The 24,368-nt window shown below is 58.8% G+C and carries 24 protein-coding genes; 12 read left to right on the top strand and 12 right to left on the bottom strand.

The window, feature by feature from the left end; all coding sequences use genetic code 11:
- Positions 1–196: 196 nt before the first annotated feature.
- A complete protein-coding gene (gene metE / locus ACVW0C_RS11095; protein ID WP_457385428.1) occupies positions 197–2,461 on the top strand; it encodes a 5-methyltetrahydropteroyltriglutamate--homocysteine S-methyltransferase in 2,265 nt (754 codons plus the stop codon).
- A 176-nt stretch (positions 2,462–2,637) separates the two neighbouring features.
- Here metE and ACVW0C_RS11090 read toward each other — a convergent pair whose 3' ends face one another.
- On the bottom strand, positions 2,638–3,324 hold the full coding sequence (locus tag ACVW0C_RS11090) for a cell division ATP-binding protein FtsE (protein WP_011433482.1): 687 nt from the start codon (positions 3,322–3,324) through the stop codon (positions 2,638–2,640).
- 195 nt (positions 3,325–3,519) lie between these two features.
- Positions 3,520–4,269 (bottom strand): WecB/TagA/CpsF family glycosyltransferase, encoded by a 750-nt coding sequence (locus tag ACVW0C_RS11085; RefSeq protein WP_457385427.1) that lies wholly within the window; start codon positions 4,267–4,269, stop codon positions 3,520–3,522.
- A gap of 247 nt (positions 4,270–4,516) precedes the next feature.
- Here ACVW0C_RS11085 and ACVW0C_RS11080 point away from each other — a divergent pair, with 247 nt between their 5' ends.
- The 3 genes from ACVW0C_RS11080 to ACVW0C_RS11070 all read left to right on the top strand — a co-directional run bounded on the left by ACVW0C_RS11080 (position 4,517) and on the right by ACVW0C_RS11070 (position 6,276).
- Positions 4,517–5,182, top strand: a complete 666-nt coding sequence (locus tag ACVW0C_RS11080) for a DUF4439 domain-containing protein (RefSeq protein WP_457385425.1) — start codon at positions 4,517–4,519, stop codon at positions 5,180–5,182.
- Between the two features lie 170 nt (positions 5,183–5,352).
- Positions 5,353–5,739, top strand: coding sequence for a cupredoxin domain-containing protein (locus ACVW0C_RS11075; protein ID WP_457385423.1), 387 nt, complete (start codon positions 5,353–5,355; stop codon positions 5,737–5,739).
- Positions 5,740–5,748: 9 nt separating this feature from the next.
- Positions 5,749–6,276, top strand: a complete 528-nt coding sequence (locus ACVW0C_RS11070) for a hypothetical protein (protein ID WP_457385421.1) — start codon at positions 5,749–5,751, stop codon at positions 6,274–6,276.
- A gap of 5 nt (positions 6,277–6,281) precedes the next feature.
- Here the strand turns inward: ACVW0C_RS11070 and ACVW0C_RS11065 are convergent, their stop codons facing one another.
- The 5 genes from ACVW0C_RS11065 to ACVW0C_RS11045 form a co-directional block, all read right to left on the bottom strand.
- On the bottom strand, positions 6,282–6,533 hold the full coding sequence (locus ACVW0C_RS11065) for an RNA-binding S4 domain-containing protein (RefSeq protein WP_457385420.1): 252 nt from the start codon (positions 6,531–6,533) through the stop codon (positions 6,282–6,284).
- Positions 6,533–7,939 (bottom strand): NAD-dependent succinate-semialdehyde dehydrogenase, encoded by a 1,407-nt coding sequence (locus tag ACVW0C_RS11060; protein ID WP_457385418.1) that lies wholly within the window; start codon positions 7,937–7,939, stop codon positions 6,533–6,535. The genes ACVW0C_RS11065 and ACVW0C_RS11060 overlap by 1 nt, the downstream gene beginning before the upstream one ends.
- Before the next feature lie 129 nt (positions 7,940–8,068).
- Positions 8,069–9,289, bottom strand: coding sequence for a serine hydrolase (locus tag ACVW0C_RS11055; RefSeq protein ID WP_457385417.1), 1,221 nt, complete (start codon positions 9,287–9,289; stop codon positions 8,069–8,071).
- A gap of 423 nt (positions 9,290–9,712) precedes the next feature.
- Positions 9,713–10,846 (bottom strand): histidine kinase, encoded by a 1,134-nt coding sequence (locus ACVW0C_RS11050; protein ID WP_011433490.1) that lies wholly within the window; start codon positions 10,844–10,846, stop codon positions 9,713–9,715.
- Between the two features lie 299 nt (positions 10,847–11,145).
- Positions 11,146–11,328 carry a DUF3285 domain-containing protein gene (locus tag ACVW0C_RS11045; RefSeq protein ID WP_457385415.1) on the bottom strand — a complete coding sequence of 61 codons (183 nt, stop codon included), beginning with the start codon at positions 11,326–11,328 and terminating at the stop codon, positions 11,146–11,148.
- Positions 11,329–11,496: 168 nt separating this feature from the next.
- Between ACVW0C_RS11045 and ACVW0C_RS11040 the strand changes: the two genes are divergently transcribed.
- Positions 11,497–12,147 (top strand): ABC transporter ATP-binding protein, encoded by a 651-nt coding sequence (locus ACVW0C_RS11040; protein WP_414427457.1) that lies wholly within the window; start codon positions 11,497–11,499, stop codon positions 12,145–12,147.
- Here ACVW0C_RS11040 and ACVW0C_RS11035 read toward each other — a convergent pair.
- On the bottom strand, positions 12,138–13,262 hold the full coding sequence (locus tag ACVW0C_RS11035; protein WP_457385414.1) for a murein hydrolase activator EnvC family protein: 1,125 nt from the start codon (positions 13,260–13,262) through the stop codon (positions 12,138–12,140). The genes ACVW0C_RS11040 and ACVW0C_RS11035 overlap by 10 nt on opposite strands.
- 462 nt (positions 13,263–13,724) lie before the next feature.
- Between ACVW0C_RS11035 and eda the strand changes: the two genes are divergently transcribed.
- From eda to ACVW0C_RS11020, 3 genes are all read left to right on the top strand, one after another.
- Entirely contained in the window at positions 13,725–14,438 is a 714-nt protein-coding gene (eda, locus tag ACVW0C_RS11030) for a bifunctional 4-hydroxy-2-oxoglutarate aldolase/2-dehydro-3-deoxy-phosphogluconate aldolase (RefSeq protein WP_457385412.1), read from the top strand.
- A gap of 25 nt (positions 14,439–14,463) precedes the next feature.
- Positions 14,464–14,955: an rRNA maturation RNase YbeY gene (gene ybeY / locus ACVW0C_RS11025; RefSeq protein ID WP_011433495.1), complete on the top strand. Its 492-nt coding sequence runs from the start codon at positions 14,464–14,466 to the stop codon at positions 14,953–14,955.
- 103 nt (positions 14,956–15,058) lie between these two features.
- Positions 15,059–15,484 (top strand): diacylglycerol kinase family protein, encoded by a 426-nt coding sequence (locus ACVW0C_RS11020; RefSeq protein WP_011433496.1) that lies wholly within the window; start codon positions 15,059–15,061, stop codon positions 15,482–15,484.
- 24 nt (positions 15,485–15,508) lie between these two features.
- Here the strand turns inward: ACVW0C_RS11020 and thrB are convergent, their stop codons facing one another.
- Positions 15,509–16,435 carry a homoserine kinase gene (gene thrB, locus ACVW0C_RS11015; protein ID WP_011433497.1) on the bottom strand — a complete coding sequence of 309 codons (927 nt, stop codon included), beginning with the start codon at positions 16,433–16,435 and terminating at the stop codon, positions 15,509–15,511.
- A 315-nt stretch (positions 16,436–16,750) separates the two neighbouring features.
- Here thrB and ACVW0C_RS11010 point away from each other — a divergent pair, with 315 nt between their 5' ends.
- Together ACVW0C_RS11010 and ACVW0C_RS11005 are read left to right on the top strand one after the other, a co-directional pair.
- A complete protein-coding gene (locus ACVW0C_RS11010) occupies positions 16,751–17,986 on the top strand; it encodes an anion transporter (RefSeq protein ID WP_457385410.1) in 1,236 nt (411 codons plus the stop codon).
- A gap of 84 nt (positions 17,987–18,070) precedes the next feature.
- Entirely contained in the window at positions 18,071–18,799 is a 729-nt protein-coding gene (locus ACVW0C_RS11005) for an SDR family oxidoreductase (protein ID WP_457385409.1), read from the top strand.
- Between the two features lie 260 nt (positions 18,800–19,059).
- On the opposite strand, the gene ACVW0C_RS11000 is transcribed toward ACVW0C_RS11005, so the two are convergent.
- The 3 genes from ACVW0C_RS11000 to ACVW0C_RS10990 form a co-directional block, all read right to left on the bottom strand.
- On the bottom strand, positions 19,060–20,253 hold the full coding sequence (locus ACVW0C_RS11000) for an RNA-guided endonuclease InsQ/TnpB family protein (RefSeq protein ID WP_457385435.1): 1,194 nt from the start codon (positions 20,251–20,253) through the stop codon (positions 19,060–19,062).
- Positions 20,254–20,396: 143 nt separating this feature from the next.
- Positions 20,397–20,687 (bottom strand): hypothetical protein, encoded by a 291-nt coding sequence (locus ACVW0C_RS10995; RefSeq protein ID WP_148202743.1) that lies wholly within the window; start codon positions 20,685–20,687, stop codon positions 20,397–20,399.
- A 268-nt stretch (positions 20,688–20,955) separates the two neighbouring features.
- Positions 20,956–21,411: a hypothetical protein gene (locus ACVW0C_RS10990; RefSeq protein WP_414390748.1), complete on the bottom strand. Its 456-nt coding sequence runs from the start codon at positions 21,409–21,411 to the stop codon at positions 20,956–20,958.
- Positions 21,412–21,732: 321 nt separating this feature from the next.
- Between ACVW0C_RS10990 and ACVW0C_RS10985 the strand changes: the two genes are divergently transcribed.
- Positions 21,733–22,869, top strand: coding sequence for a citrate synthase (locus ACVW0C_RS10985; protein ID WP_011433503.1), 1,137 nt, complete (start codon positions 21,733–21,735; stop codon positions 22,867–22,869).
- A 67-nt stretch (positions 22,870–22,936) separates the two neighbouring features.
- On the top strand, positions 22,937–24,004 hold the full coding sequence (locus ACVW0C_RS10980) for a permease (protein ID WP_457385407.1): 1,068 nt from the start codon (positions 22,937–22,939) through the stop codon (positions 24,002–24,004).
- The last annotated feature ends 364 nt before the right edge of the window (positions 24,005–24,368 follow it).

Genomic DNA, 24,368 nt, shown 5'->3' with positions numbered 1-24,368 from the left:
CAATTGGTGGCTGGCAAGTAGCCACTGCGATCGCTGGCTGCGTTGAGCATCTTTTTTGCGCAAAAGGCAGTGTTTTGTTGGGGTTCCAGAGGCAAGAGAGGAACAGCCGGTTTCTTCCTTGGCGGGCGGGATCCCAGTTGAGGGCGAATTGAACGCAGGAAAATTAGAAAACTCAGTATTTGGGATGGCACACAACATGACTGCACAAACCATGACATTGGGGTATGCCCGCATGGGCAAGCGCCGCGAGCTCAAAAAAGCTTTGGAAGGCTTTTGGAGTGGTGCCCTAGGGTCAGAGGCTCTGCTGGCTACCTTTTGGGATTTGGAGACTCAAGCCTGGCAGACTCAGCTACAAGCTGGGATTGATCACATTGCGGTAGGGGATCAGACTCTCTACGACCATGTACTGGACTGGGCCACCTGGCTGGGGCTGATCCCCTCTCGGTTCCGAGGTCTGTCGGGTTTAGACCGCTACTTTGCCATGGCGCGGGGGCGGGAGGGCCTGCCGGCTTTGGAAATGACCAAGTGGTTTGACACCAACTACCACTACTTGGTACCCGAAATTGAGCCGGAAGCCGATCCCAGTCCTAACTTTGGGGATTTTTTGGAAAGAGTTCGGCGGGCCCAAGGGATCCTAGGGGAGCGCACCAGCCCCGTTGTCCTCAGTCCAGTGACTTTGCTCTGCCTTAGCCAGCGATCTGGGGATCTGCGGGCGGACTTGGAAAAGCTCCTTCCTCTGTACCGGGATCTCCTCCAGGAGTTAAAACAGCTGGGGATCCCAGAAGTCCAGATTCACGATCCCATTTTGGTTACCAGCCAGGGAAGTGGCCTGCGGGAAGCTGTGGAAATGAGCTACCGCCAGTTGGCAACCGCCGGGATCCCTGTCCACTTGGTCACCTACTTCGATGACCTGGGGGAGACTTACCCCTGGGTGGTGCAACTGCCGGTGGCCGGCATTAGCCTTGACTTTACCCGTGGCCACACCCTGGATCTGGTAAGAACCTATGGCTTTCCGGCTGACCAGATCCTAGGTGCTGGCGTAGTGGACGCTCGGAATGTCTGGAAGGTTCAGCCTGAGACCGTCTTGGCCAGCCTGCGGGAGCTGCAGGGGGTAGCTCCCAACCTACGGGTGCAGCCTTCCGCTTCGTTGCAATTTGTGCCCCACGACGCTGCTCTGGAAGCCCAGTTGCCGGAACCCCTCAGAAATGTCCTCAGCTTTGCCGAACAGAAGCTGGCCGAAGTAGCTCTCCTGGCGCGAGCCCTCAACGGCGAAGACACTGCTGCCCAGCAGGCGGAAATCCAGCAGCAATGGCAGAGCTTTGCGCAGTTTAGCCCCCCCAACCCCCAAGTGCGCCAGGCTTTGGCCAACCTCAAGCCCCAGGACTTCGAGCGATTCCTGCCCTACGAGCAGCGCCTAAGTCGGCAGGTTCAGCTACCACCTTTGCCCACCACCACCATTGGCTCCTTCCCCCAAACTCCAGAGGTGCGGCAGTGGCGAGCTAAGTACAAAAGAGGGGAGGTTTCGCAGGCGGAGTACGAAGCAGCCATTGACGCTGAGATTGCCAAGTGCATCCGCATTCAAGAAGAGATTGGCCTGGATGTGTTGGTGCATGGGGAATTTGAGCGCACCGACATGGTGGAGTACTTTGCCCAGAAGCTGGAAGGCTTTGCCTTCACTGAACACGGCTGGGTGCAGAGTTACGGCAGCCGCTGCGTGCGCCCTCCCATTCTCTACGGCGACGTGGTTCGCCCCCAACCCATGACAGTGCGGGAATTCCAAGTAGCCCAGTCCCACACCCAAAAGCCGGTGAAAGGCATGCTCACGGGGCCAGTGACTATGCTCAACTGGTCCTTTCCCCGTGTTGATATTCCCCGGCGGGAGCAGGCTTTGCAGATTGCCCTGGCCTTGAGAGCCGAAGTGGCAGATCTGGAAGCGGCTGGAGCGGTGATGGTGCAAGTGGATGAGCCGGCACTGCGGGAGGGGCTACCTCTGAAAAAAGAACGCTGGCCAGAATACCTCAGCTGGGCAGTGGATGCCTTTCGCCTAGCTACCGGCGGGGCCAAGCCGGAAACCCAGATTCACACCCACATGTGCTACTCAGAGTTTGGGGACATCATCGAGCACATTGAGCGGCTGGATGCCGACGTGCTTTCCATTGAAAACAGCCGCAGCAACAACAAAACCCTGCTGCAAATTGCCCAGGCTGGGTATCGTCACCAGGTGGGCAACGGCGTTTACGATGTCCACAGCCCTGCGGTGCCGAGCGTTGAGCAAATCCTGCAGCAGCTGCGCACAGGACTGGCCCACTTGCCTGTGGAGCAAACTTGGGTTAATCCCGATTGTGGCCTCAAGACCCGCCGCTGGGAGGAGGTGATCCCCGCACTGAAAAATATGGTGGCTGCCGCTCATCAGCTAGGGGAGGAGCTTCTGGAAACCCAACCTGAGGGTCTGCGCGAGTAAGGCCCACGACCCGCTGATGTAACTGGTCGGGCTGGCTTGACAAGTCGCCGCGGGCGGTGCCGCTGTTGTGCTGATGCGGCTGGCTTAGGGCCTACGGTCTGCTGATGCAACCGGCAAAGCTGCTCTCCGGGATCTCAAAAAGCTTGTGAAGAGCAAAGTAGGGATCCCGGCAGCCCTCAGCGCAGATCATACAGGCGGCCTCCCTCCATGCGCACCACCCGGTGGCCGGCCCGCTCCACCAGATAGGGGTCATGGCTGGTCATGATGACGGTCACCCCAAAGGAATTGAGCCGCTCCAAAATCTGGAGAACCAAGAGCGAGTTTTCCGGATCTAGGTTTCCTGTTGGCTCGTCCGCCAGCAGCAGCACCGGCATGTTGACAATGGCCCGGGCCAGGCTAAGGCGCTGCTGTTCCCCCCCCGAAAGCTCATGGGGAAAGTGATCTCGCTTTTCGGTCAGCCCCACCATCTTTAGGGTCGGCCCGATGCGACGGCGGATTTCTGCGGGGGACAGCCCTTGGGCGCGCAGCACGAAGGCCACATTTTCTGCCAGGGTGCGGTTGGCCAGAAGGCGATAATCTTGGAAAACCACCCCCAAGCGCCGCCGCAACATGGCCAGCGGACGCGGTGGGATGCGGTAGGGTCGCCGCCGCCCTTCAGAAGAAAAGAGACAGACTTGATCGACGATGACCGTGCCCTCGGTGGCCTGTTCCGCCCCGTAGAGTAGCCGCAGCAGGGTGGACTTGCCCGCCCCGGAGACCCCAGTTACGAACACAAACTCGCCGCGGCGCACCTCCAAGTTCACATCCTGAAAAATTAAGTTGCCGTTGGGAAAGACCTTGCTCACGCCCCGCAAGGACACCATGCTGGCCGGGGTTTCCAGGGATCCGGATTGGGTGCTGCTGTAAAAGCCCAGGGTGGCCTCTGGATGGGCTGGGGCAGGGGGATGAGGGGTCGGAGCCGTACCCGCCCAACGGTGTAAGCGAGGAGGATAGCCGATGTGCTGACCGATCATCATGGCAAGCGCCTACAGAGAGAAGAACGAGGGAGCGCCGGCAGACTAGGGGCGCAAACGAGAAGAGGGATCCCACAGCACTCGCCAGACAAAGCTGGGCAGAGCTAACATGCGTCGCCAGCGCCAGGGTTCCTGATAGAGACGATACAACCATTCCAGGTGATGGTCACGCCACCAACGGGGCGCTCGCCGTTTTTGGCCGGCCCAAATGTCCAAGCTGCCCCCCACCCCCATCCAGATGGCTTGGGGCAAAAGGGGACGCCACTTTTGGATCCACAGCTCCTGCCGCGGGGATCCCAGCCCCACCCACACCAGTTGCGGTCGAAATTCCTGGAGAGCTTGCAGAAGCTCTTTTTCTTCGTTGCCAGAAAAGTAGCCGTGGTAGCCCCAGAGGGCCAAAGCAGGACACTGGGCTTGCCAATGTCGAACCGCCGCCCGGTTGACTTCCGGCCTTCCCCCCACCAGGGCCAAGCGCCACCCCCGTTCTGCCGCCAACGGGATCAGGGTTTCTGCCAGCTCGATCCCCGGCACCCGCTGGACGCGGATCCCCTGCCGCCGCAGGGCCCACACCACCCCAATGCCATCGGGGATCACCAGCTCCGCCGCTTGCAGCACCTGGGCAAAGGCCAGATCCCGCTGCGCCTGCATGATCATTTCCGGGTTGCAGGTGACCACTTGAGCGCCCTGCCCCTCCCGGATACGCGCCTCAATCCACGTGGTGTAGCTCTGTAGGCTGGCCTCCGGCAGAGCAAGGTGCAGGTTCACGCCCAGAATCGAATGGATGGCTAACGACACTACCGACCGAATGCTGGCCCCCACTGGAGCCGTTGGACACGCTTTTAAGATAGCCCGGACCTTCTCCCAGAGGGAGAGGGGAGTTCGAGGAGGCATTTCATGGCTATTTGACCACGAAAATCTCTTCCCTCAGGCATCCGCGGCGGCATCCACGGCGTATCTCCATCAGACCAGGCCAGAGGGAATTGCCCGACCCAGAGCAAGCCCCTGAAGGTTGGTTGCCATCTTTCGAGACAGGAGACTTGAGATGAAGACTGCAAAGACTCCCTTCGCTCTGCCTCAATTGGCCGCCGAATGGGATCCCAGCCCTGCAACCTCCCGCCGCAGCTTGTTGTTGGCTGGTTTGCTGGCGGGCGTAGGTGGAGCAATTGGATTGCGCACCCTGCCCGGTGCCGCCCAGTCCAACACTGCCGACATCGCCATCCTCAACGCGGCCATTGACTTGGAACAGCAGGCAATCTGGGCCTACAAAACCGCTGCCGGCAAGTTGAGCAATACTGAGGTGGGCAAGATCGTGTTGGAAGTGGCCACCAAGAACCTGAAGGATCACGAACAGCACCGGGATCTGCTGGCGGGCGCCGTGCGGCAACTGGGGGGGATCCCCTCTCGGGCCCGGGATAGCTACGACCTTTCCACCTACATCGACAACAAAGAAGGCAATCTCGACTCCGATGCCAACATTGCCAAGCTGGCCCCGGCTCTGGAGTTTGATGCAGCCTTGGCTTACAACGACGCGTTTACCCAGCTTTCCAACAAAGACCTGGTGGCTGCCGCCAGCACCATTGGCCCCAACGAAGTTGCCCATGCCACTGCAATCCGGGCCGTGTTCCACAGCCTTGATCCCAGCATTCTGGTGGTGCCTGCCCCCTTTGTCAGCGCCGAGACTCGGGAGCGCTGGATCCTGAAGGTGTAGAGCTGTTGGTAACCCCTGCCGGCGATGAGGCGATGATCTGCAAAGCCTTCCAACGTCCTCTGTAGGACTTGGGGCTTGGAGATCCAAGTGCTCTGCACTGCTGTCGCAATCGCCTTCTTCTGAGCGCCTCAGCCTTTGTTCTCTTCCTAAACCTGTGTGGAGAAAGTCCTATGCCGATGACGCGGCGGCTGCTGTTGCTGAGTGGGCTGGGATCCCTGCTCAATGCGGGGGCTATCTTGGCTGTGGATCGGTGGCGACAAGCCAGCTCTGTTGCGGGGCGAGATCCTGTCGAGGCAACGGCGGAAGCAGAGGTGATCATTCGGGGGTTTCAATACCTGCCCTCGGAGGTTACCCTCAAGCGGGGGGGCAAGGTGACCTTCACCAACCTGGATTCCACCCCCCACACGGCTACTCCCATAGAGGGAGCGCAATTCCAAGGAACGGGACGGCTAAGTCGCAACGAGAGCAAAGCGGTGGTGTTCGAAGTAGCTGGGATCCAGGAATATTTCTGCGATATCCACCCCAGCATGGTGGGCCGCATTGTCGTCGTCGATTAGGTGAAGGCCATGCAAATGGAACCCCTGGGATCCCCTCTTCCCTTCTGGAACATTTGTCGGCGGGTGTACCTGGTTTGGGCCGTCCTTTTGGGGATTGGGTTTGCTGCCACCCAGTTTCACCAAGAGGCCAACATCAACTGGCTGTGGCTGGTGATTTCCCTGGTTGGCTTGGGCTACATGGTTCGGCAGACCAGGCTGCCGGAGTTTCGAACAGCCGGACTGGCCCATCTCTACTTTGTGGGTTTGGTGTGGACGTTGGTGATCGCCCAGGGCATGATCCTCTCGGTGCTGCCCTTTGTCGGACGTACCCCTTTGGCAGCCTTGGGCCAGTATTTGGGGGTGTTCTGGCTGTGGCAAATGGGGCTGGGCCACTGGCTCAACGGCCTGGTGGATCCGCCGCGCCTCCCCTACTGGATGACCGGTGGGATCCAGATCCTGGCCGGAGTTGCCTGCCTGCTGTGGGGGCTGGAATGGCAGTTTGCGGTGGCAGGGGGAATCGGGGCCTTGGCCATGCTTCTTTTGATCCGGTTGCACTGACCCGTTCACCGATCTGACTTTGGGGTCTTATCCAGGCGCACTCGCCAAACTCCACCTCCCACGGCCACCTCATCTCCTGAGCGCAGCTTGCGTCCCCGCCGGGTTTCCACCTCGCCATTCACCCGCACTTGCCCCGCTTGGATGAGCTGCTTGGCCTGCCCGCCGGTGGGAACAACCCCCGCCAGCTTGAGGAACTGATCCAGCTTGATTACAGGATCCGTCGCCGGCTGGGGATCCCTTTGAGCAGTCTCCGCCATCACTTCACCCAAATGGTTTTGACATTTACAAATTCCAGGATCCCTTCCCGACTCAGTTCCCGTCCATACCCTGAGCGTTTGATGCCGCCGAAGGGAAGGCGCGGGTCGGACTTGACCATGCCATTGATGAATACGGATCCCGCCTCCAGCTCCTCCAGCAGGCGCTCTTGTTCCTCTGGATCGGTTGTCCAGGCGCTGGCACCCAGGCCAAAGGGCGTGTTGTTGGCCAGCTCAATGGCTGCCGACACATCCGGGACGGTGAACAGCAGCGCCACCGGCCCGAACACCTCCTGGTGGGCCACCGGATGATCCGGGGGGATGTCGCTCAGGATCGTGGGCGGGTAAAAATTCCCTCCCCAGGGGGAGCCACCGATGTGAACTTTGGCCCCCGCCTGCACCAAAGCCTGCACCTGTCCATCCACCTCTTGCAGAATGCTGGCAGTAGCCAGAGGCCCCACATCGGTTTGCGGATCCAAGGGATCCCCCACCTTGAGCTGGCGAAATCGCTCCGTCATGGCAGCCGTGAAAGGTTCGGCGATAGCCCTGTGTAGGATAAATCGTTTGGCGGCAATGCAGGATTGGCCGTTGTTGATCAGACGGGCCGTGACCGCTGTGGCGACTGCTGCCTCCAGATCGGCGCTGGGCAGCACGATGAAGGGATCGCTCCCTCCCAGTTCCAACACCGTTTTTTTCAGATATTGACCGGCCAAACGGGCCAGGCTGGAGCCGGCGGCTTCGCTCCCGGTGAGGGCGGCCCCCCGCACCCGTTCATCCGCCACCACCTCTGCCACCTGGGCTGCTGTGATCAGCAGGGTTTGAAAGACCCCTGGCGGAAATCCCGCCTCCTGAAAGAGCCGCTCCAGGGTCAAAGCCGATTGGGGCACGTTGGAAGCATGTTTCAGCAAGAGGGTGTTGCCCGCCATCAGGGCTGGGGCGGCACAGCGAAACACCTGCCAAAAGGGAAAGTTCCAGGGCATCACCGCCAAAATCACCCCCAGCGGCTGGTAGCGGATCCCGCTGCGGCTGGCATCGCTGGCGTTCGCGTAAGCGTTGCGTAGCAATATGGAGCGCTCGGCCAAGAATCCCTCTGCCTCCTCGGCATAGTAGCGACAAACCCAAGCGGATTTTTCCACTTCGGCAACGGCAGAGGCCAAGGTTTTGCCCATCTCCAAGCTGATCAGGCGGCCAAACTCCGCTTTGCGCTCCTCCAAGATCTCTGCCACCCGCTTCAGCCAGGCGGATCGTTGAGCAAACGGGATCCGACGATAGCTCTGAAACCGCTCGTGGGCTTGGGCGATACAGCTCTGGATCTGCCCAGCGTCGAAAACGGGGTAGCGAGCCAATTCCTCTCCGGTGGTGGGGTTGATGCTGACCAGGTGCCCCTTCGCGTAAGCGTTGCGTAGCAATATCGTTTTCCCTCAACGCCTGTTTCTCCACTCTGGCATTTGTGCTCTGCCTGGAATAGTGCTCCGCACTGCTACTGCGTTCGCGTAAGCGTTGCGTAGCAATATGGAAAGATTTGCGGAGTGGAAGACTTAGCGTTCCAGGCTGCCCATGGAGTCCTTGGCCGTTGGATCCTCGGGAGCAGACCAGAACTCATAGGCTGCTTGCGACAGGCTGGCGATCAGCCCTTCGGCTCTGGGATCGTTGGGGGTTTCTCGCTTCACCCACACCGCCGCCACATAGCGCCGCCCGTTGGGCAAATCCAGGATCCCGGCATCCCCCACCACGGAGCTCAAGGTTCCCGTTTTGTGGGCAATGCGCACCTCTTGACCCAAGTTGGGCCGGAAATAGGAGGGCCGTTGGGTGCGCCAGAGAATGTCCAAAAAGCGGTCGCGGCTACGGCGGTTCAACATGCGCCCCTGTTCCACCTGGCTGAGCAGCCAAACCATGTCGCGCGGGCTGCTGGTGTTGGTGCCCTCCAGATCCGGTAGCCACCAAGAAATTTGCGTGTGTTGTAGTCCCCACTGGCGAAATTTTTGGTTGAGAGCCTCCCGTCCACCCAGGCGATCGATGATCAGATTGGTGGCGAAGTTGTCGCTGAGGGTGCTCATCAGAGTGGCCGCTTCCAAAGCAGAAACCTGGGATCCGAGGGGTCGGGTTTGCAGCACGCCTGCCCCCCCTCCCTTGAGATCTTCCCGCAGAGTGAGCTGTTCATCCAGCCGCACCTGTCCGGTTTCCACAGCCTGGAAAAAAGCCAAGAGAATGGGGATCTTGATCACACTGGCGGCAGGAAAAGCCTGATCCGGCCTAACCCCAGCAAAGGCGCCAGTTTCCACCTCCCAGAACAGAGCCCCTGCCGTCAAACCCGGTTGGTCGGCCAAAGCGGCCAAGCGCTCCTGCAAAGCCGGGATCGCTTCTCCCGGCAGAATGTTACTCGGGAATGCCGGCGGGGGAGGATCCCCAAGCTGCGTCGTGGCCTGTTCTGTCCGGCCAGCGGTGGTCGATTGCAGCAGTTGCGAGAGGCCCGCCATCGTCAGGCCCAGGATGAGACTTAAGCTCAGTCCCCTGAGCAACACTTGCCCGAGAGATGGAGAACGTCTCAAGCGGCGGGGCTGGGCAGCCCGTTGGCGCAGACGAGCAATGGCTTTTTGGCGGGCAAGACGCAGCGGTTGAGGAGGGGAAACCGACAGGGATCCCCTAGGGGCAGGAAGCAGGCGACCAGATCCCGTTCGCAGCTTTGACTCCGCCGGAGGTGGGACGGCGTTCTTGGTAGGTTGTGAGGGGCGGCGGGGATCCCGCGACTTCTCTGGCAAAGGCCTACGGCCCGCTAGCGCGAATGGATCGGTGCCTTTCCTCTCCCTTGCTCTGGTCATAAGAACGATTGCCTTAACACCATACTTCTGACAGACACTGCTGGCAGTTTCACCGACTCCACTCCGGTGAGCTTGGCTTAATTAAACCCACATTAAACCCACAAATTGGCCAACCTGCCCTGACCTAGATTGCAAAACGTCCATCAAACCGTCCTCGCGACACGAAGCCTAGCAACAACCCCGCCAAAGGCAGGATGAGTCCCTGTTGCCAGAGCATCCACTCGGAGTCGTTTTAAAAACTTAGGTTGATCCGTGACCCCCCTTTCCCTCTGGAAGAGGGGCTGGGAATAGTCGCGGAAGCGGCGCGGAGCGCTTTTGCCAAGTCCAGGAAAACCGTCAGACCCATGGGGAGCCAGCTCCCGGCTAGCGCTTGCAGAGCCGATACACGGGCAAAGTGAAATGAAAGCTGCTGCCTTTGCCCAAGGAAGACTCCACCCAAATCTGGCCGTAGTGAGCGCGCACGATCCGTCGGCAGAGGGAAAGGCCGATGCCATAGCCCTCCTGCTGTTGATCCCGGGACAGGCGGACGGAATCGGAGAAGATGCTCTCTTGGTCGGCTTCCGGGATCCCAGGGCCAGTATCGCTGACGGTCACCTGCACCTTTTGGCTGGTGCGATGGAGGACATCGAGGCGGATGGATCCCCCGGCGGGGGTGTACTTGATGGCGTTGTCCAGCAGGTTGAACAGAACTTGGCGGATCTTGTCGGGATCCACGTGAACAGAGGGCAGATCCACGGGAATATCCGCTTGAAACTGCAGCCGCTTGCCTTGAATGCGCGGCCATAGCTCCTCGATCACCGCCTGACACAAGCCGGGCAACTGGGTTTCTACGGCTCGAATCCTCAGCTCCGAGGCAGCGCCACGGGCCGACTCCAGGATATCGGTGATCATGCTGTCCATCTTGCGCAGTTGCTGGCGGGCATGGTCGAACAACTGCCGTTCCAGCGCTTTGTCCAGGGATCCCTCGCGCCCCTGCTGCAGGGTTTCGACCGCCAGAGCCGTGGCCGTCAGGGGGCTGCGCAAATCATGCACCAGCATGGCCAGAACGCGATCTTTGAAGTCCAACTGCTCCCGCAATTGGGCCCGCTCCTGCCGCAGCAAAAACACCTCTTCCGACATTTGCAACAGCGCCTCGGTGGTCGGAGGGGAGGCGGGATCCCGTCCTGCTCCTTCTTGATGGGCGGCCAAAGCCGCTTGGCCTTGCCAACGAGGCCACCACACTTCCAACTGCGTCGCCAAGTCTGCGCCCGCCAAAACTTGAGCGGGCAAGGGCTCAGCCTTGACCAGAGCCGGAGTCGCCACCAGCTTGTAATGCTCTGCCAGGTAGGGGTGCTCCTCCAGCGGCACCACTTCCAGTTGAGCAGGGTATTGGCCGGGCAACCCCTGGATGTGCTGGCGCAGATGCTCCTCAAGCTCGGCAACAACAGCTCGACTCTTGGCGAACAGCAGCAGGCGAATGACAGAACGAGCGGAGGTGAGGTCTGGCGAAGTCTGCATAGGCCAAAGTCCAGTCGCGTTAGCGCTCGCGATAGCGGTGCGTAGCACATTGCGTAGCATTAAAGCCAAAGGCTGGCGTTTCAGCAGCCGGGATTGCCGTGCGCTCGTTCGCGGAAGCGGACCGTAGGTCCAACCGTAGGAGCCATTGCTGCTTGTTCCTTCCTAACACTAACCTTGGGAAAAGCTTAAAAAGGGACATGGAGTGTAACAAGAAAGACCTTTCAGGGTGTGGCTTTCCCGCCCTAGGAACAACTGCAAGAGGGTATAGCCAGGACACTCTCGCGGAACTCAGTGAAAACTTAGTGAAACAGGTAGGCCAGCCCCACCAGCAAGGCCACTAACCCCACCGCCGTCAGGGTGAAGTGCAGCAGGGAGGTTCTGCCTTTGCGCACCATGTTGCGCATAGCCAGGCGGGTATAGCTCACCTGCGGGGAGGATCCCGCCCCAACCGAAGGAGAATCTGCAGAAGAAGGCTGCGCCATCAGGATAACCAGAGCGATAATTTACCCTACCTTCAGGCTAGCTTAATCTGCTCCTCCGGATAGAGGTGTTTCCCAAGCTTCGACCTTTCCGCTGAAGAAGGGCCATAGCTGTCGCGCGGGGATCTTCCGGTGCCAAAATAACGACAGCATCCCCCTCTTTTGCCCCCCATGTTGCAAGTTCAGCATCTTTCCTACCATCCGGCAGCCGTCTCCCAGCCCATTCTCAACGATCTTTCCTTTGAGTTGGGCCTGAACCAGTTGGGGCTGATCGTGGGCAAAAGTGGGGCGGGCAAGAGCACCCTGCTGGAGATTTTGGCTGGCTTGGCGCGGCCCACCCAAGGACGGATTACCTGGGGAGGGGCAGAACTTTCCCCCAACCGCTTGCGCAGCATGGCGGGGTTGGTGTTTCAGTTTCCAGAGCGCCACTTTTGCGGCTTGACGGTGCTGGAGGAAATGCGCTTTGGTTATCCAGAGCTACAGAGAAAAGAGATCGAAAACGCCCTCAGACAGGTGGGATTGGAAGGGATCCCTCTACATACCTCCCCAAACCGCCTCAGCGGCGGGCAACAGCGGCGCTTGGCCCTGGCCGTCCAGTTGATCCGTGGCCCGTTTTTGCTGTTGCTGGATGAGCCGACGGCAGGATTGGATTGGTCGGTGCGACGGCAGTTGATCGAGCTGTTGGCTCGGCTAAAGTCCACCTGGACGGTGTTGGTGGTTTCCCACGACCCGGAGGAGCTGTCATCCATTGCCGATGTGCGGTGGACATTGCAGGCGGGATCCCTGAAGCTGTTGCCGACGGAGGCTTTGCTTCACAGGTAGCGGCGGGGATCCACCGGTTGGCCATTGACGCGCACTTCAAAGTGAACATGGGGCCCGGTGGAGAGGCCGGTGGAGCCGGAAGCAGCAATTGCTTGCCCCCGCTGTACCTGCTGGCCTACCCCAACGGCAACGCGGCTGTTGTGGGCGTACAGGGTGGTGATGCCGCCCCCGTGATTCACAATCACCGTGTAGCCATAGCCGCCGTACCAGCCGGCGTAGATGACGGTGCCCCGGTCGGAGGCTCTCACCGCAGTGCCGGTGGGCACACCAAAATCGATCCCCGCATGAAAGCGGCGACTGCGGTAGATGGGGTGAACCCGCCAGCCAAAGCCACTGGTGATCGGCCCGCGCACCGGAGCGATGAATCGGCCCGTCCCTTGAACGGGATCCCTGCCCCCCTGCTGTTGGGCCTGCTGGGCGATCAGTTGCTGGATGAGGAGAGTCAACTGTTGGGAATCGGCTTCCAGCCGCCGTTGGGCTGCTTCATAGGCCGCGCGTTCGTTGGCCAAGCGGCTCAACAGCTGCTCTTGGGCGACCGCCTGCTGCTGCAGTTGGTTCTTCTGGGCGGCCAGCTCCTGCAAAATCAAGGAAATCTCGTTGCGCTGCATCTCCAGGGCAATGCGCTGTTGATCCACCTCTTTGGCCATTGCTTGCAGCTCTTGGATCAACTGCCGATCCGCCTCGATCAACAGTTGCAGTTGGTGGCGGCGGTCAAAAAACTCGTTTAAGTCACGGCTGGTGAGCAGCAAAGCCCACCAATGTTCGGCCCCCTGTCGCTGCATGTAGCGCAAACGGGCAGCCGTGCCCTGTTGCTGCCGTCTCAGGCGGTTTTCCAGCTCCTGTAGCTCCTTTTGAGCTTGCTCCAGGGCTTTCTGAGCTTGTTCCAGACGATACTGATTGTCGCGAAGGCTGGATTCGGTCTGTCGAAGGTTTTGCCGCAGGGATCCCATGCGGCGGCGGGCTTCTTCTTCTGCTTGGCGCAGTTCTCCCAAGCGGCGCTGAGTGCTCTGGATTTGTTGCTGGATCTGCTGCTGCCGCTGTTGCAATTGGTTGACATTCTGCGCCTGAGACGGGGCAACCCCCCCCAGTCCCCCCAACAGCAAGAGGGTGAGCAATCCGAGCGCTATCCACCCTTTTAGCCTGTGTGCCCCACGACTGAGACTCGTCACTCCTCACACCCTCTGCAACCGACCCATCGACCCTAAGGATACAAAGATCCCCACGGATCTGATCGAGCCTGAGCTGGCTATTGCCGGTTATGGCTGCTTGACAAGAAATAGAAAGAAGCGACAGGACATAGGAAAAAGACCCTGGCGACACAGCGGCGTCACTCTCAGGAGCAGTGAAACTATTCGTTTCTTTGTTTTGACTTTCCTCTCCCAGGGAAAGAAGGGTTAGGGGCGAGGGGCAACCGGGAACTGTCTCAAACCTGTTTGAAATAACCACACCGCTGTTAGGCTCGTACTAACCTTTGGATCTCATGGGTCTGATGGTGGGCAGCCCAACCCACCGGCGAGCGACAGCGACCTCAACATCTGGCAAAGATGAGAAACCGATGAGAGGGTATTTCCCCACAGATGGTATTCGAGGATTTTGAGTGCGGTTTCGGGAAAGGGTCACAGCACCCCTGGCTACTCCATCTGTGGCAGCAGCCGCTGATTGCCGTGATCCGCCTCTGGGCCAGCCCAGCCCAAGCTCTCGAGGGAGCCATGCTGGCCATCCGAGCCGGGATCCGCCACATTGAAATCACCACGCAAGTTCCCCAATACCTGGAGTTGATTGCCCAACTGCGACAAGACCACCCGCAGTGTTGGATAGGGGTGGGCACTGTTCTCAATCGACAGATGGCGGAGCAGGCTTGGCAGGCAGGAGCCCAGTTTTGCATTTGCCCCTTCACCGATGAGCAAGTCATCCGTTGGGGTCGGGAAGTAGGGCTGCCCATCGTGCCCGGTGCCCTCACCCCCGGCGAGATCTGGAGGGCGTGGCAGGCGGGGGCAACGGCAGTAAAGGTGTTTCCGGTGGAGAGCATGGGGGGATCCCGCTACCTGCGCCATCTACAATCGGTGCTGGGATCCCTGCCGTTGATCCCCACCGGGGGAGTCACCTTGGCCGGGGCAGCGGAATACCTGCAAGCAGGGGCCTGGGCAGTGGGCATTGCCGGGGATCTGTTCCCGCCAGAGGATTTGCATTCGGGCTGCCATGAGCTGGAGAATCGACTACGACAGGCGCTGAAACAGCTGGCAGAGCAAAGAAGCAAAACCTGGCCCAATCTGGGCAAACCAGTAGAATAAGGGGCGTGGTGTGAGTGAGGCCCGCATGGATGGATTTTTAGATCTCTATCTGCAATTCAACATCCCAAGCCCGATTGAAGAAGCCACTTGGCGTCATTGGTTCGAGATCTGGCTGAAAGAGCTGGGAGTCCAGGAGCCATGCGAGCTCAGCCTTTGCCTCACTTCCGATGAACACATCCGCCAGCTCAACCGCGAGTTTCGCCATCTCGACGAGCCCACCGATGTGTTGGCCTTTGCCGCACAGGAGATGCTTGCCCCCTTTGGGATCCAAGACATAACGGGGGTACGCCTACTGGGGGATATTGTGATTTCGGTGCCCACCGCCCGCGCACAGGCCAAGGCGCAGGGGCATCGTCTTTCGCAAGAGTTGGCCTGGTTGGCCAGCCACGGGTTGCTCCATCTGCTGGGGTGGGATCACCCGGATGAACTGTCCCTACAGCGCATGTTGCAGCAACAGCGACAGTTGCTCGCAGCCATCCAACTGGATGGGGAGGTGGCCCATGGCCAACAGCCCTAGTCGGTTGCCGGAGCGTTCTCGCCTGGCGGTGTTCCGGCGGCGCGTCCATTCCAGAGACCCAGCGCAGCCATCTGAGGCGGATCGGGCAGCCAGTGCCGAGCCTTTGGGAAGGGATCCCTGGCGACGCCCCCCCTCTTGGCAAGTGGCCGACAACTTGGGCAAAAGTTTCTACTACGCGGGCAAGGGCTTGGTCTATGCCATCCGCACCCAGCGCAACTTGCGCATCCACATGGCGGTGGCGGTGATAGCCTTTGGCCTTGGGCTGGGCCTGCGGCTGAGCGCTGTGGAAATGGCCCTGATCAGCCTGACCAGCGGTTTGGTGATGGCGCTGGAGCTGGTGAATACCGCTCTGGAAGCAGTGGTGGATCTCACCCTGGGCAGCAAGTACCATCTCCTGGCCGAGATCGCCAAAGATTGCGCGGCGGCAGCGGTGTTGATGGCGGCAGTGGCGTCCTTGATGGTGGCGGCTTGGCTATTTCTTCCGCCCTTGGTGTTGCTGCTGCAAGATGGCTTCCCGGCAGCAGGGTAGCTCCCCGATTGGACAGGAAGTTTCCTATCCAGACGGCTGGGAGTGGATCACCACCCGTCCTCCCTGCCGGTCCAGGTTGAGCAGTTTGGCCTCCGCTTCAATATCCAACTGCGCCCAAGCGCTGACCATCGCGGATCCCACCCGTTCCCGATTCTCGGGAGCACAGAGGGCCAGAAGAGTGGGGCCGGCTCCGCTGATCACCACTCCATAGGCTCCGGCAGCCATGGCTGCAGCTTGAACCGTTTTGAACCCGGTGATCAGCTCCATACGCGCCGGCTGGTGCAGCCGATCCTGCAGGGCCACCTTCAGCCAGTCCACCCGCCCCGACTGCAGGCTGCGGATGAGTAGGCCCAGATGGCTGCTGGAAAAAACTGCATCCGCCAAGCTGACGGATTTGGGCAGGATCTCGCGGGCCGCTTGGGTGGAAAGCTTAAAGTTGGGCACTACGGCCAGGATGCCAATGCTCTCATGCCACTCCACGGGACAAAACACCCATTGCCCCTGCTGTCCCTGCACACAAAGCTGACAACTGCCCTGCAGGGCGGGCACCACATTGTCTGGGTGGCCCTCCAAGGCAATAGCCAGTTGTAGAAGGGTTTCGGGAGCTAAGTTGAGTGCTCCAATGGCATTGGCCCCCAGCAAGCCGCCGACAATGGCGGTGGCAGAACTGCCCAACCCCCGCGCCAGGGGCACGTTGAGGGTAATTTCGATTTCTACCCCCGGCACAGGCTTACTCAGCAACTCAAAGGCGCGGCAAAAAGCCCGGTACACCAGGTTGTCCTTGCTTTGGCTGATGTGGTCGCTGCCGCGGTAGTGGATGCTGAGGCCAGAAGGGATCTCGCGAAAATAGAAGTGATTGTAGAGCTCTAGGGCTGCACCGATGCAGTCGAACCCTGGCCCCAAGTTGGCGGTGGTGGCCGGGACGATCACCTCTACGCGTTCTTTGACCAAGGGGACAACTCCTCAGTGAACGGTGGGTAACTCAATGTTTGCGGGTTAGTGCCTGCGGGCTCCCATTATCCTACGAACGATGGCCAGACCTTGGATATTCTCGCCACCTCTGCTCGGTCTGCAGCTCGCCGAGGCAAACGCGCTGATCCAGCGGAGCTTTTGGACTATCCCGAAAGGTTTCTGACCATGATTGGTTCTTGTGACTTATTTGTGACTTCATTGAGTATCGGGAATGTTGGGCCTGTTTCAACTCCAGCCTTTGCCATTGGCTGAACCCATCAGAGATCCTGAAAGAAGTGCGGGAGGGATCGGGGGGTGCAGGGACTGTCTTGGTTGGTGTTGGGTTTGAGCTATGTCGGGTTGGGACTGGGATCCCTGCCTAGGTTGCGTATGAACCGGGCCACCATCGCCCTGGTGGGATCCGCCCTGTTGATCGGCTTGGGGGCCTTGTCGCTACGGCAGGCTTGGGAAGCCATTGACCCGACCACGATTGTGTTTCTCCTGAGCATGATGGTGGTAAATGCCAGCTTGTCCTATGGGGGGGCTTTTCAGTTGGCTTTGCTGGGCTTGATTCGGGTGAGCCGCAACCCCTTTGGTCTGTTGATCATGCTGGTGTTCGGCAGCGGGCTGCTCTCGGCTTTCCTGCTCAACGACACGCTGGCGCTGGTGTTTACTCCCCTGACTTTGCAGGTCACAACGGTGCTGGGGTTAAACCCGATTCCCTATCTGCTGGGCTTGGCGGCAGCCACCAACCTGGGATCCGTCGCCACCTTGAGCGGCAACCCGCAGAATATCCTGATCGGCTCCTTCTCTGGGATCGGCTATCTGGAGTTTGCTGCCCAGATGACCCCCATTGCCGTGGTGGGGCTGCTGCTGGAAGTGGGGTTGCTGTGGCTGTACTACCCTGAGGTGCGCTCGTTGAAACCCTTTGCCCAGGTGCCTTGGCTGCCGCTGCGGCTCTACCCGCCCCTGTTGCGCAAGAGCGTGGTGATTACGGGGGGGCTGTTTGTGGCCTTTGTAGCCGGACTTCCCTTGGCAGAATCGGCTTTGGTGGCGGCGGCCCTGTTGTTGATTACCCGTAGGCTGAAGCCAGAGCGATTTTTGGAGCAGGTGGACTGGAATCTGCTGGTGATGTTTTCCGGGCTGTTCATCCTAACGCGGGCAACGGGAGAGCTGGTCACTGCTTGGGGGATGGGCTTGGGATCCTTGGCAGAGAGTCTGGCGGGATCCCCTCTTGCCCTGCTGAGCAGTGTGGCCGTTTTATCCAACCTCATCTCCAATGTGCCGGCGGTGCTGTTGCTGCAATCGTTCCTGCCCCGACAGGAGACCACCGCTTGGCTGTTGCTGGCTGCCGGCTCCACTTTGGCGGGCAATTTGACACTATTTGGGGCGGTGGCCAATTTGATCACAGTCGAGGCAGCGGCCAAAAAAGGCTATGTGCTTTCGTTTGGGGAACATCTGCGCTTTGGCCTGCCCCTCACTCTGCTGACTTTGGGGTTCAGTGGGTTGTGGCTGTACCAGCCTTTCCTGTCTTCCCCATCGCTCAGATGACCTCTGTCGAGGGATCCAGTGGGGCTGTGACTGGCTTGTCGGGATCCCTGTGTATGATGGGAAAAAGAGTTTAAGAAACGTAACGTGTCTTCTCCGCTATCGCAGGCAGTTATTTTGATCACAGGGGCAACAGGGGGTATCGGCAGCGTCCTGGTGCCCATGCTGGCTCAGGCCGGATCCCATCTGGTGTTGGCCGCTCGGCGAGAAGAGCCCCTGCGAGCTCTGGTGGAGAAATCAGCCTCTTTGGGGGCTGCCTCTGGATTGGGGATCCCCACTGATGTGACGGACTATGCCCAGGTAGAGGCCCTGGTCAACCAAACGGTGCAAAAGCATGGGCGCATTGACGTGCTGATTAACCTGGCCGGGGCCGGGATCCTGAAGCCTGCTCCCCAGCTAACCCCCGCAGACCTGGAGCGAATGCTGGCGGTCAACCTGAAGGGCAGCTTCTACACCAGCCAACTGGCTGCCAACCCCATGCGGGAGCAAAAATCCGGCCACATCCTCAATTTTCCCGGCGTCCTTGGACGTTATCCCATGGCGATGGCCTCTGCTTACTGTGCGGCCAAGTTTGGGGTGGTCGGGTTTAGCAAGTGCATGGCCGATGAGCTGAAGCGCTTTGGGGTCAGATTTACGCTGTTTTACTTCGGGGGCATCGACTCACCCTTCTGGGATCCCATCAACCTGAAGGTGCAACGAGACAAGATGCTCAGCCCTGCCACGGCTGCGGAAGCCATCTGCTTTGCCCTTACAGCGCCCGCTGGTGCTGTACCGAGCGAGATAGTGTTGCAGCCGGAAAGCCACCAATTCCTTTGACCAAGTGTTTTGCCGTCCTTTTGCTGGGGTTGAGGCGGCAGCAGCTTGTCTTTTGGTGAAACAAGCGCTCGAGTTTCTCTCTTGGGCTCCCCCCGTCTCAATCTTGCTCTCTGCAGCCCAAAGCGCCAGCAGGGATCCTCATTTCTTGGCGGCAACGTTGGATCAGATCTCCCGACACCCCCACCAACCGTCCTAGCCATTCGTCCGGCACAGAAGCAAGCAACGCCGGCCCAAACTGGTAAACTACCCGGCTCCGACCGCTAAGCGGTACGGAGCGGGCTTTCAGTAGCCCTGAGCCTGTTCTGCTCTACCAGAGAACAAAACAAGCCCGGACCTCTAGGCTGGTTTACGGCAGCCCCCAAGAGCGCAATCACATTCGCACCATTCAAATCCGCATCCCCTTCCCATCCACAGTGCCCACACTTGAACGACTTACCACTGCGGTAGGATTGCGCAGGGTCGGGATGGACGTGCAAACACCGGTGGCAGGTCTGCGACGTGTAGGCAGGCGGAACAAGAATCAGAGAAACCCCTGCAACCCTCGCCTTGTATTCCAGAAATTGACGTAGTTGGTAGAACGCCCAACTGTTGGCCCTGTGCCTTTCGGTTTTGCTGCGTGGCTGTTGATTGACCCTTTCCCGTATCCCTGTCAGGTCTTCCAGGGCAATAGCGCTGTTTGTGGTCTTTGCCCTAGAGACAATAGCTTTGGAGATGCGATGATTGACCCACGCCTGAAAGCGTCTTTCCTTGCCAGACAGCCGTTGCAACAGTTCTCTGCATCTGCGCCGCGAACTGCGGGTGCCCTTACTGGCTTTGCGTTGGAGTACCGCCCTCAACCGGGAGTAGCGGTCGCGGACTCTGTTCAACTGCTGTCCATTCCAGTTGTCCCCGTCTGACGTATGGGCAATATCCGTCCTTCCCAAGTCCACCCCGATCACCTTGTCGGTATCTTGTTGCTTGGGTGTTTTTTCCTCTACGCAAATCTGGATGTAGTAGGAGCCATCCTTCCGCTGGACTAGGGTGGCCGATTTGGGGTTAGAGCCAGCCAGCATCCCACGCTGGTAGTTACCAATGGCCAGTTCAAAGCGTTCTCTCCCTTCCACCGTGGTCAGCGACACCGTCCAGTCTTTTTGACGGAACGAAAAGATGCGAGCGTCGTAGGTAACAAAGCCGCTCTTAAACTCCTTGACGGGACGCTTTTTCTGCTTAGCCACTTTGCGGGAACCCGCTACCCGTCTGCACACCTGTTGAGCCAAGTTACTGGACAAGCCGAACCGGGCTCGAATCTCGTAGTAGCAAAGGGATTGGAGTTTGACTGCGTTGACTACTTTTTCTGGTGTGTTTTGGTTGACCCAGTTCAATGCCTGTACAAAGGCATCCATCGTCGCGTCCAATTTGGCGGCTTGCGACGGGGACACCTTGAGCTTACAGGATATGGTCAGGACTTGGCTCATAAGTTCATTGTACTTCATCAAAGCGCATTCCTCCCGACACCGACCCTACGGGTACAGTGCGGGGCTCCTGCGATTTCTAGCTGACGCTCCAAAAAAGTGGCAGGGGCCTGCAGATACACTTGGCCAAAAGGACTCCGTCCCGCTTACGCGATCGGCAAAACCGCTCGGCAATCGCGATCGATGGCCAGGCCAACGGCTGCACCAAACTCCAGCAGCTCGACAATATGAGCTTTCTCCAGCAACAGCCCATGGGATCCCATTCCCTTAACCAGCCAAACCTGACCGCTGCGTACCTGCTCCAGAAGGGTAGAGGGATCCCGAAGCCTAGCCCAGAGTGGCGGTTCAACCTGCTTTCCAGGGCACGTCTGACCCGTACAGCCCAGTGAGTCAGAGCCGTTGATGGGTGTGGGGGTGCTGTTTGATGTTGTCGGCATCCTTCACCTGATACATTTACGCTGAACACTGCTGAACATCACTGTTCAACTATGCAGCGATAGCATTCTGTTTGTTTCCAAACAGAATGGCGGTATCCCGCAAAGCTTTGAGTAGAATACCCAAAGCGCAGTTTCCGTGTCGTCTTACTACCAATTTTCTGCTTTGCTTTGGCTACCATGTTGGCAGACTCGAAAGTAAACAGAAAGATCAACTGGTAGTAATCCGTACTGAACATATTATACATTATTTTCAGTATAGTTGAGCTTATTATTGACTAGAGTCATGCTCCACAACCGCGTTGAGGATCCGTCGGGGCTCAACGCTGTGATTGAGCTTAAACACCCCCCGCTCTGGAGTGCAGGTTTGGTGCAGGGGGATATGGCGAAACTGGGGCTTGCTGCGATAGGTGCGGGCCGCTGCCTGCACCCGTTCCACGAAGTCTTCTCCCAACAACACCCCTGGCGGGAAAACCTCGGCAGGCAAAGTTGGGATCCCGTTGTTCACGATCTCGGCGTAGGTTGTGGCGTAGAGGAGAACATAGGAAGTGCTGCGGCGTTCTTGGGCCAGGCAGTCCAAATCGGCAGCAGGCACCGGCTCGGCCACCAAAACCTCTACCAGGCGACCTTCCTGATCCTGCTGGAAGCAAGTGGCCACTCCCAGCACCACGTACTCCAGTCCTTGCACTGGGCTGGAGCCAAGGTGAGTTTGAGCAGTATCCGACATCGGTGCCGATCTCCAAGCGGGGGAGCAAATTTTTGAGGCTCCGGCAAGCGCCAAGATCCCTCAAGCCGGGCGCAGTTCTCACCATAGCAACAATTTTTGCGTCGGGCAGCGGGAGCTGTTGCAAGATAGAAGGCGGATCCCAGCCTAGCTCTCTGTGAAGGATGACAGGGGCAGCATTTGGCTACAGGGATCCAAAATTTGCTTTACTGTAGCGAAGCGGGGTCAGTACTGCCCGAGGGGAGCAAGGGGTTGGGTTCCAGGCACCTTTGACAACCCTTGATTCATCATTATCTAGGAAATACTTGCTCTAAGGATCCGACCATGGCGGATGGCGAATACAGACCAGGCTTGGAAGGCGTTCCGGCCACACGCTCCAACATTAGTTTTGTGGATGGCCAGGCGGGGATCCTGGAATATCGGGGCATCCCCATCGAGGAATTAACCGCCCACAGTACCTTTCTGGAGACAGCCTACTTGCTGATCTTTGGCAAGCTGCCGACCCAATCGGAGCTGGACAACTTTGATCAGGCAATCCGCAGTCATCGACGGGTGAAATACCGCATCCGCGACATGATCAAGTCGTTTCCGGAGTCGGGCCACCCGATGGATGCTCTGCAAACCTGTGTGGCGGGCTTGGGGCTGTTTTACCCGCTGCGGGAGATGGATCCCGACTATGTGTTCGGCACCGTCACCCGGTTGCTCTCCAAGCTGCCGACCATGGTGGCCATGTTCCACCAGATGCGACAGGGCAATGATCCCATTCCCCCGGACGACAACCTGGATCATGCTGCCAATTTCCTATACATGCTCTCGGGCAAGAAGCCGGATCCCTGGTTGGCCCGCATTTTTGACATCTGCCTGATCCTGCACGCCGAGCACACGGTCAATGCCTCTACGTTTGCCCTTCTGGTGAGCGCTTCCACGCTGGCTAACCCCTACAGCAGCCTGGCCACGGCGGTGGGTACCCTTTCGGGGCTGTTGCACGGGGGGGCCAACCAACAGGTGATGATGCTGCTGCGGCAAATCGGCTCGGTGGAAAATGTGCGCTCGTTTATCGAGGAGAAGCTGGCCAAAAAACAGCGCATCATGGGCATGGGTCACCGGGTTTATAAGGTGAAGGATCCGCGGGCCACTATCCTGCAGCGGCTGGCTGAGGAGCTATTTGAGCGCTACGGCCACGACAAGTACTACGACATCGCCCTGGAGGTGGAGCGGGTGTGTGAGGAGTTGCTGGGGCCGAAGGGGATCTACCCGAATGTGGACTTCTACTCAGGGTTGGTCTACGCCAAGTTGGGGATCCCGGAAGATCTGTTTACACCGGTGTTTGCCATTGCCCGAGCGGCGGGTTGGCTGGCCCATTGGCGGGAGCAGTTGTCCGATAATCGGCTTTTCCGACCCACCCAGGTGTACACAGGCGAACGCCAGCAACGCTATATCCCCATAGAAGAGCGAGGTTGAGAGCCGTTTGACAGGGCGCTGGGCCGGGATCCAAACTCAGTAAGGCCCAAATTGTGCGTGAGGCGGTGTGTTGAGCCTTTTAGACTCTCCCCTTTGGCGAGACGGGTTCACCCTGTTTCTGAGCATTGTGGTGCAGGCCATGCCATTTTTGCTGCTAGGGGTGTTTCTGTCGGGGCTGCTGGCGGTGTTTGTGGAGGGATCCCAGTTGGCCCGTTTCCTGCCCAAAGGCAAAATCGGCAGCGCGGTGGCCGGTGGCGCTTTAGGATTCTTTTTCCCGGTGTGCGAGTGCGGCAACCTGCCGGTGGCCCGTCAACTGGTGATCAAAGGGATCCCACCCCACGTGGCGGTGGCTTTTTTATTGGCGGCGCCGGTGTTTAACCCGGTGGTGATCTTTTCCACTTGGATTGCCTTTCGCTCCATGCCGGAGCTGGTGATCTACCGAGTTCTCTTTTCCTTCGGCATTGCGGTTGTCGTCGGCTTGATCTTCAGCCTGCAAAAGGATTTCCAGCCTCTGTTGCAGCCGTCAGTCTGGCGGGAGCTGCAGCGCAATTGCTCCCAAGAAGCTGATCCGAAGAACATCTCCCGCTCGCCGTTGTTGCAGGGGGGCACCTTCTGGATTGGATCCCAGAGCCCTGCTCAAGGGGCCTCTGGCGGATCCCTGGCCACTTTACAAACGGCTGAAGATGTGTATCGCTCTGCTCTGGCCGCTGCGCCTTCTTCCTCCAGGGGACAAAAAGGAGTTCTCCTGCTGCAGACCTGGGCCAGGGAGATCCGCGAATTGGGATCCGTGCTCATCTTGGGCTCGGCGATGGCGGCCCTGATTCAAACGGTGATCCCGCGTTCGTTTGTGCTGGATTATGGCCAAGATGCATTGCTCTCAATCCTGATCATGATGGCCCTGGCCGGGATCATCTCCATCTGCTCGACGGTGGATGCCTTTTTCGCCCTCTCCTTTGCCGCCACCTTCACGCCGGGATCCCTGTTGGCTTTTATGGTGTTTGGGCCGATAGTAGACTTGAAAGCCATAGGCTTGATGCTCACTCTGTTCAAGCCCCGCGCCATTTTCTACTTCGTGATCTTGACCTTGCAGTTTACCCTAGTGGGAACTTTAGCCATCAACTACTATGGCAGTTAAAGCATTTGTTTGAACCTTTCTCCACAGATGCACCCTCTCCATCCACTCTTCGTCAAATACAGTCGATTCAGTTTAGGGTAAGACGCCTGGGCTATTGAGAACAGCCTTCTGGCTCGGTGCACCCTAGGTGTGGGTGCAGTGTTCCGGTTTAAGTCGAAATGACCATAGAAAGAGTTGTCTGGATAAGGTTTATCACCAGAGTGCTCTGCTCCCAGACGGTTGAGAACTCAGGTGTTACAGGCATTATTGTAGTAAACTCAAGAAAGACATACAGCCTGTTAAGGGCTCAAGGGGTACAATAGCAGCACTTAGCAAACCAACTTCGGAAGGAGGATGGATTGATCAGTAGTAAAGAAGTCTTCAC

This window comes from Thermostichus sp. OS-CIW-26 (genome assembly GCF_054058395.1).
This window is presented reverse-complemented; position numbering and strand designations above follow the sequence as displayed.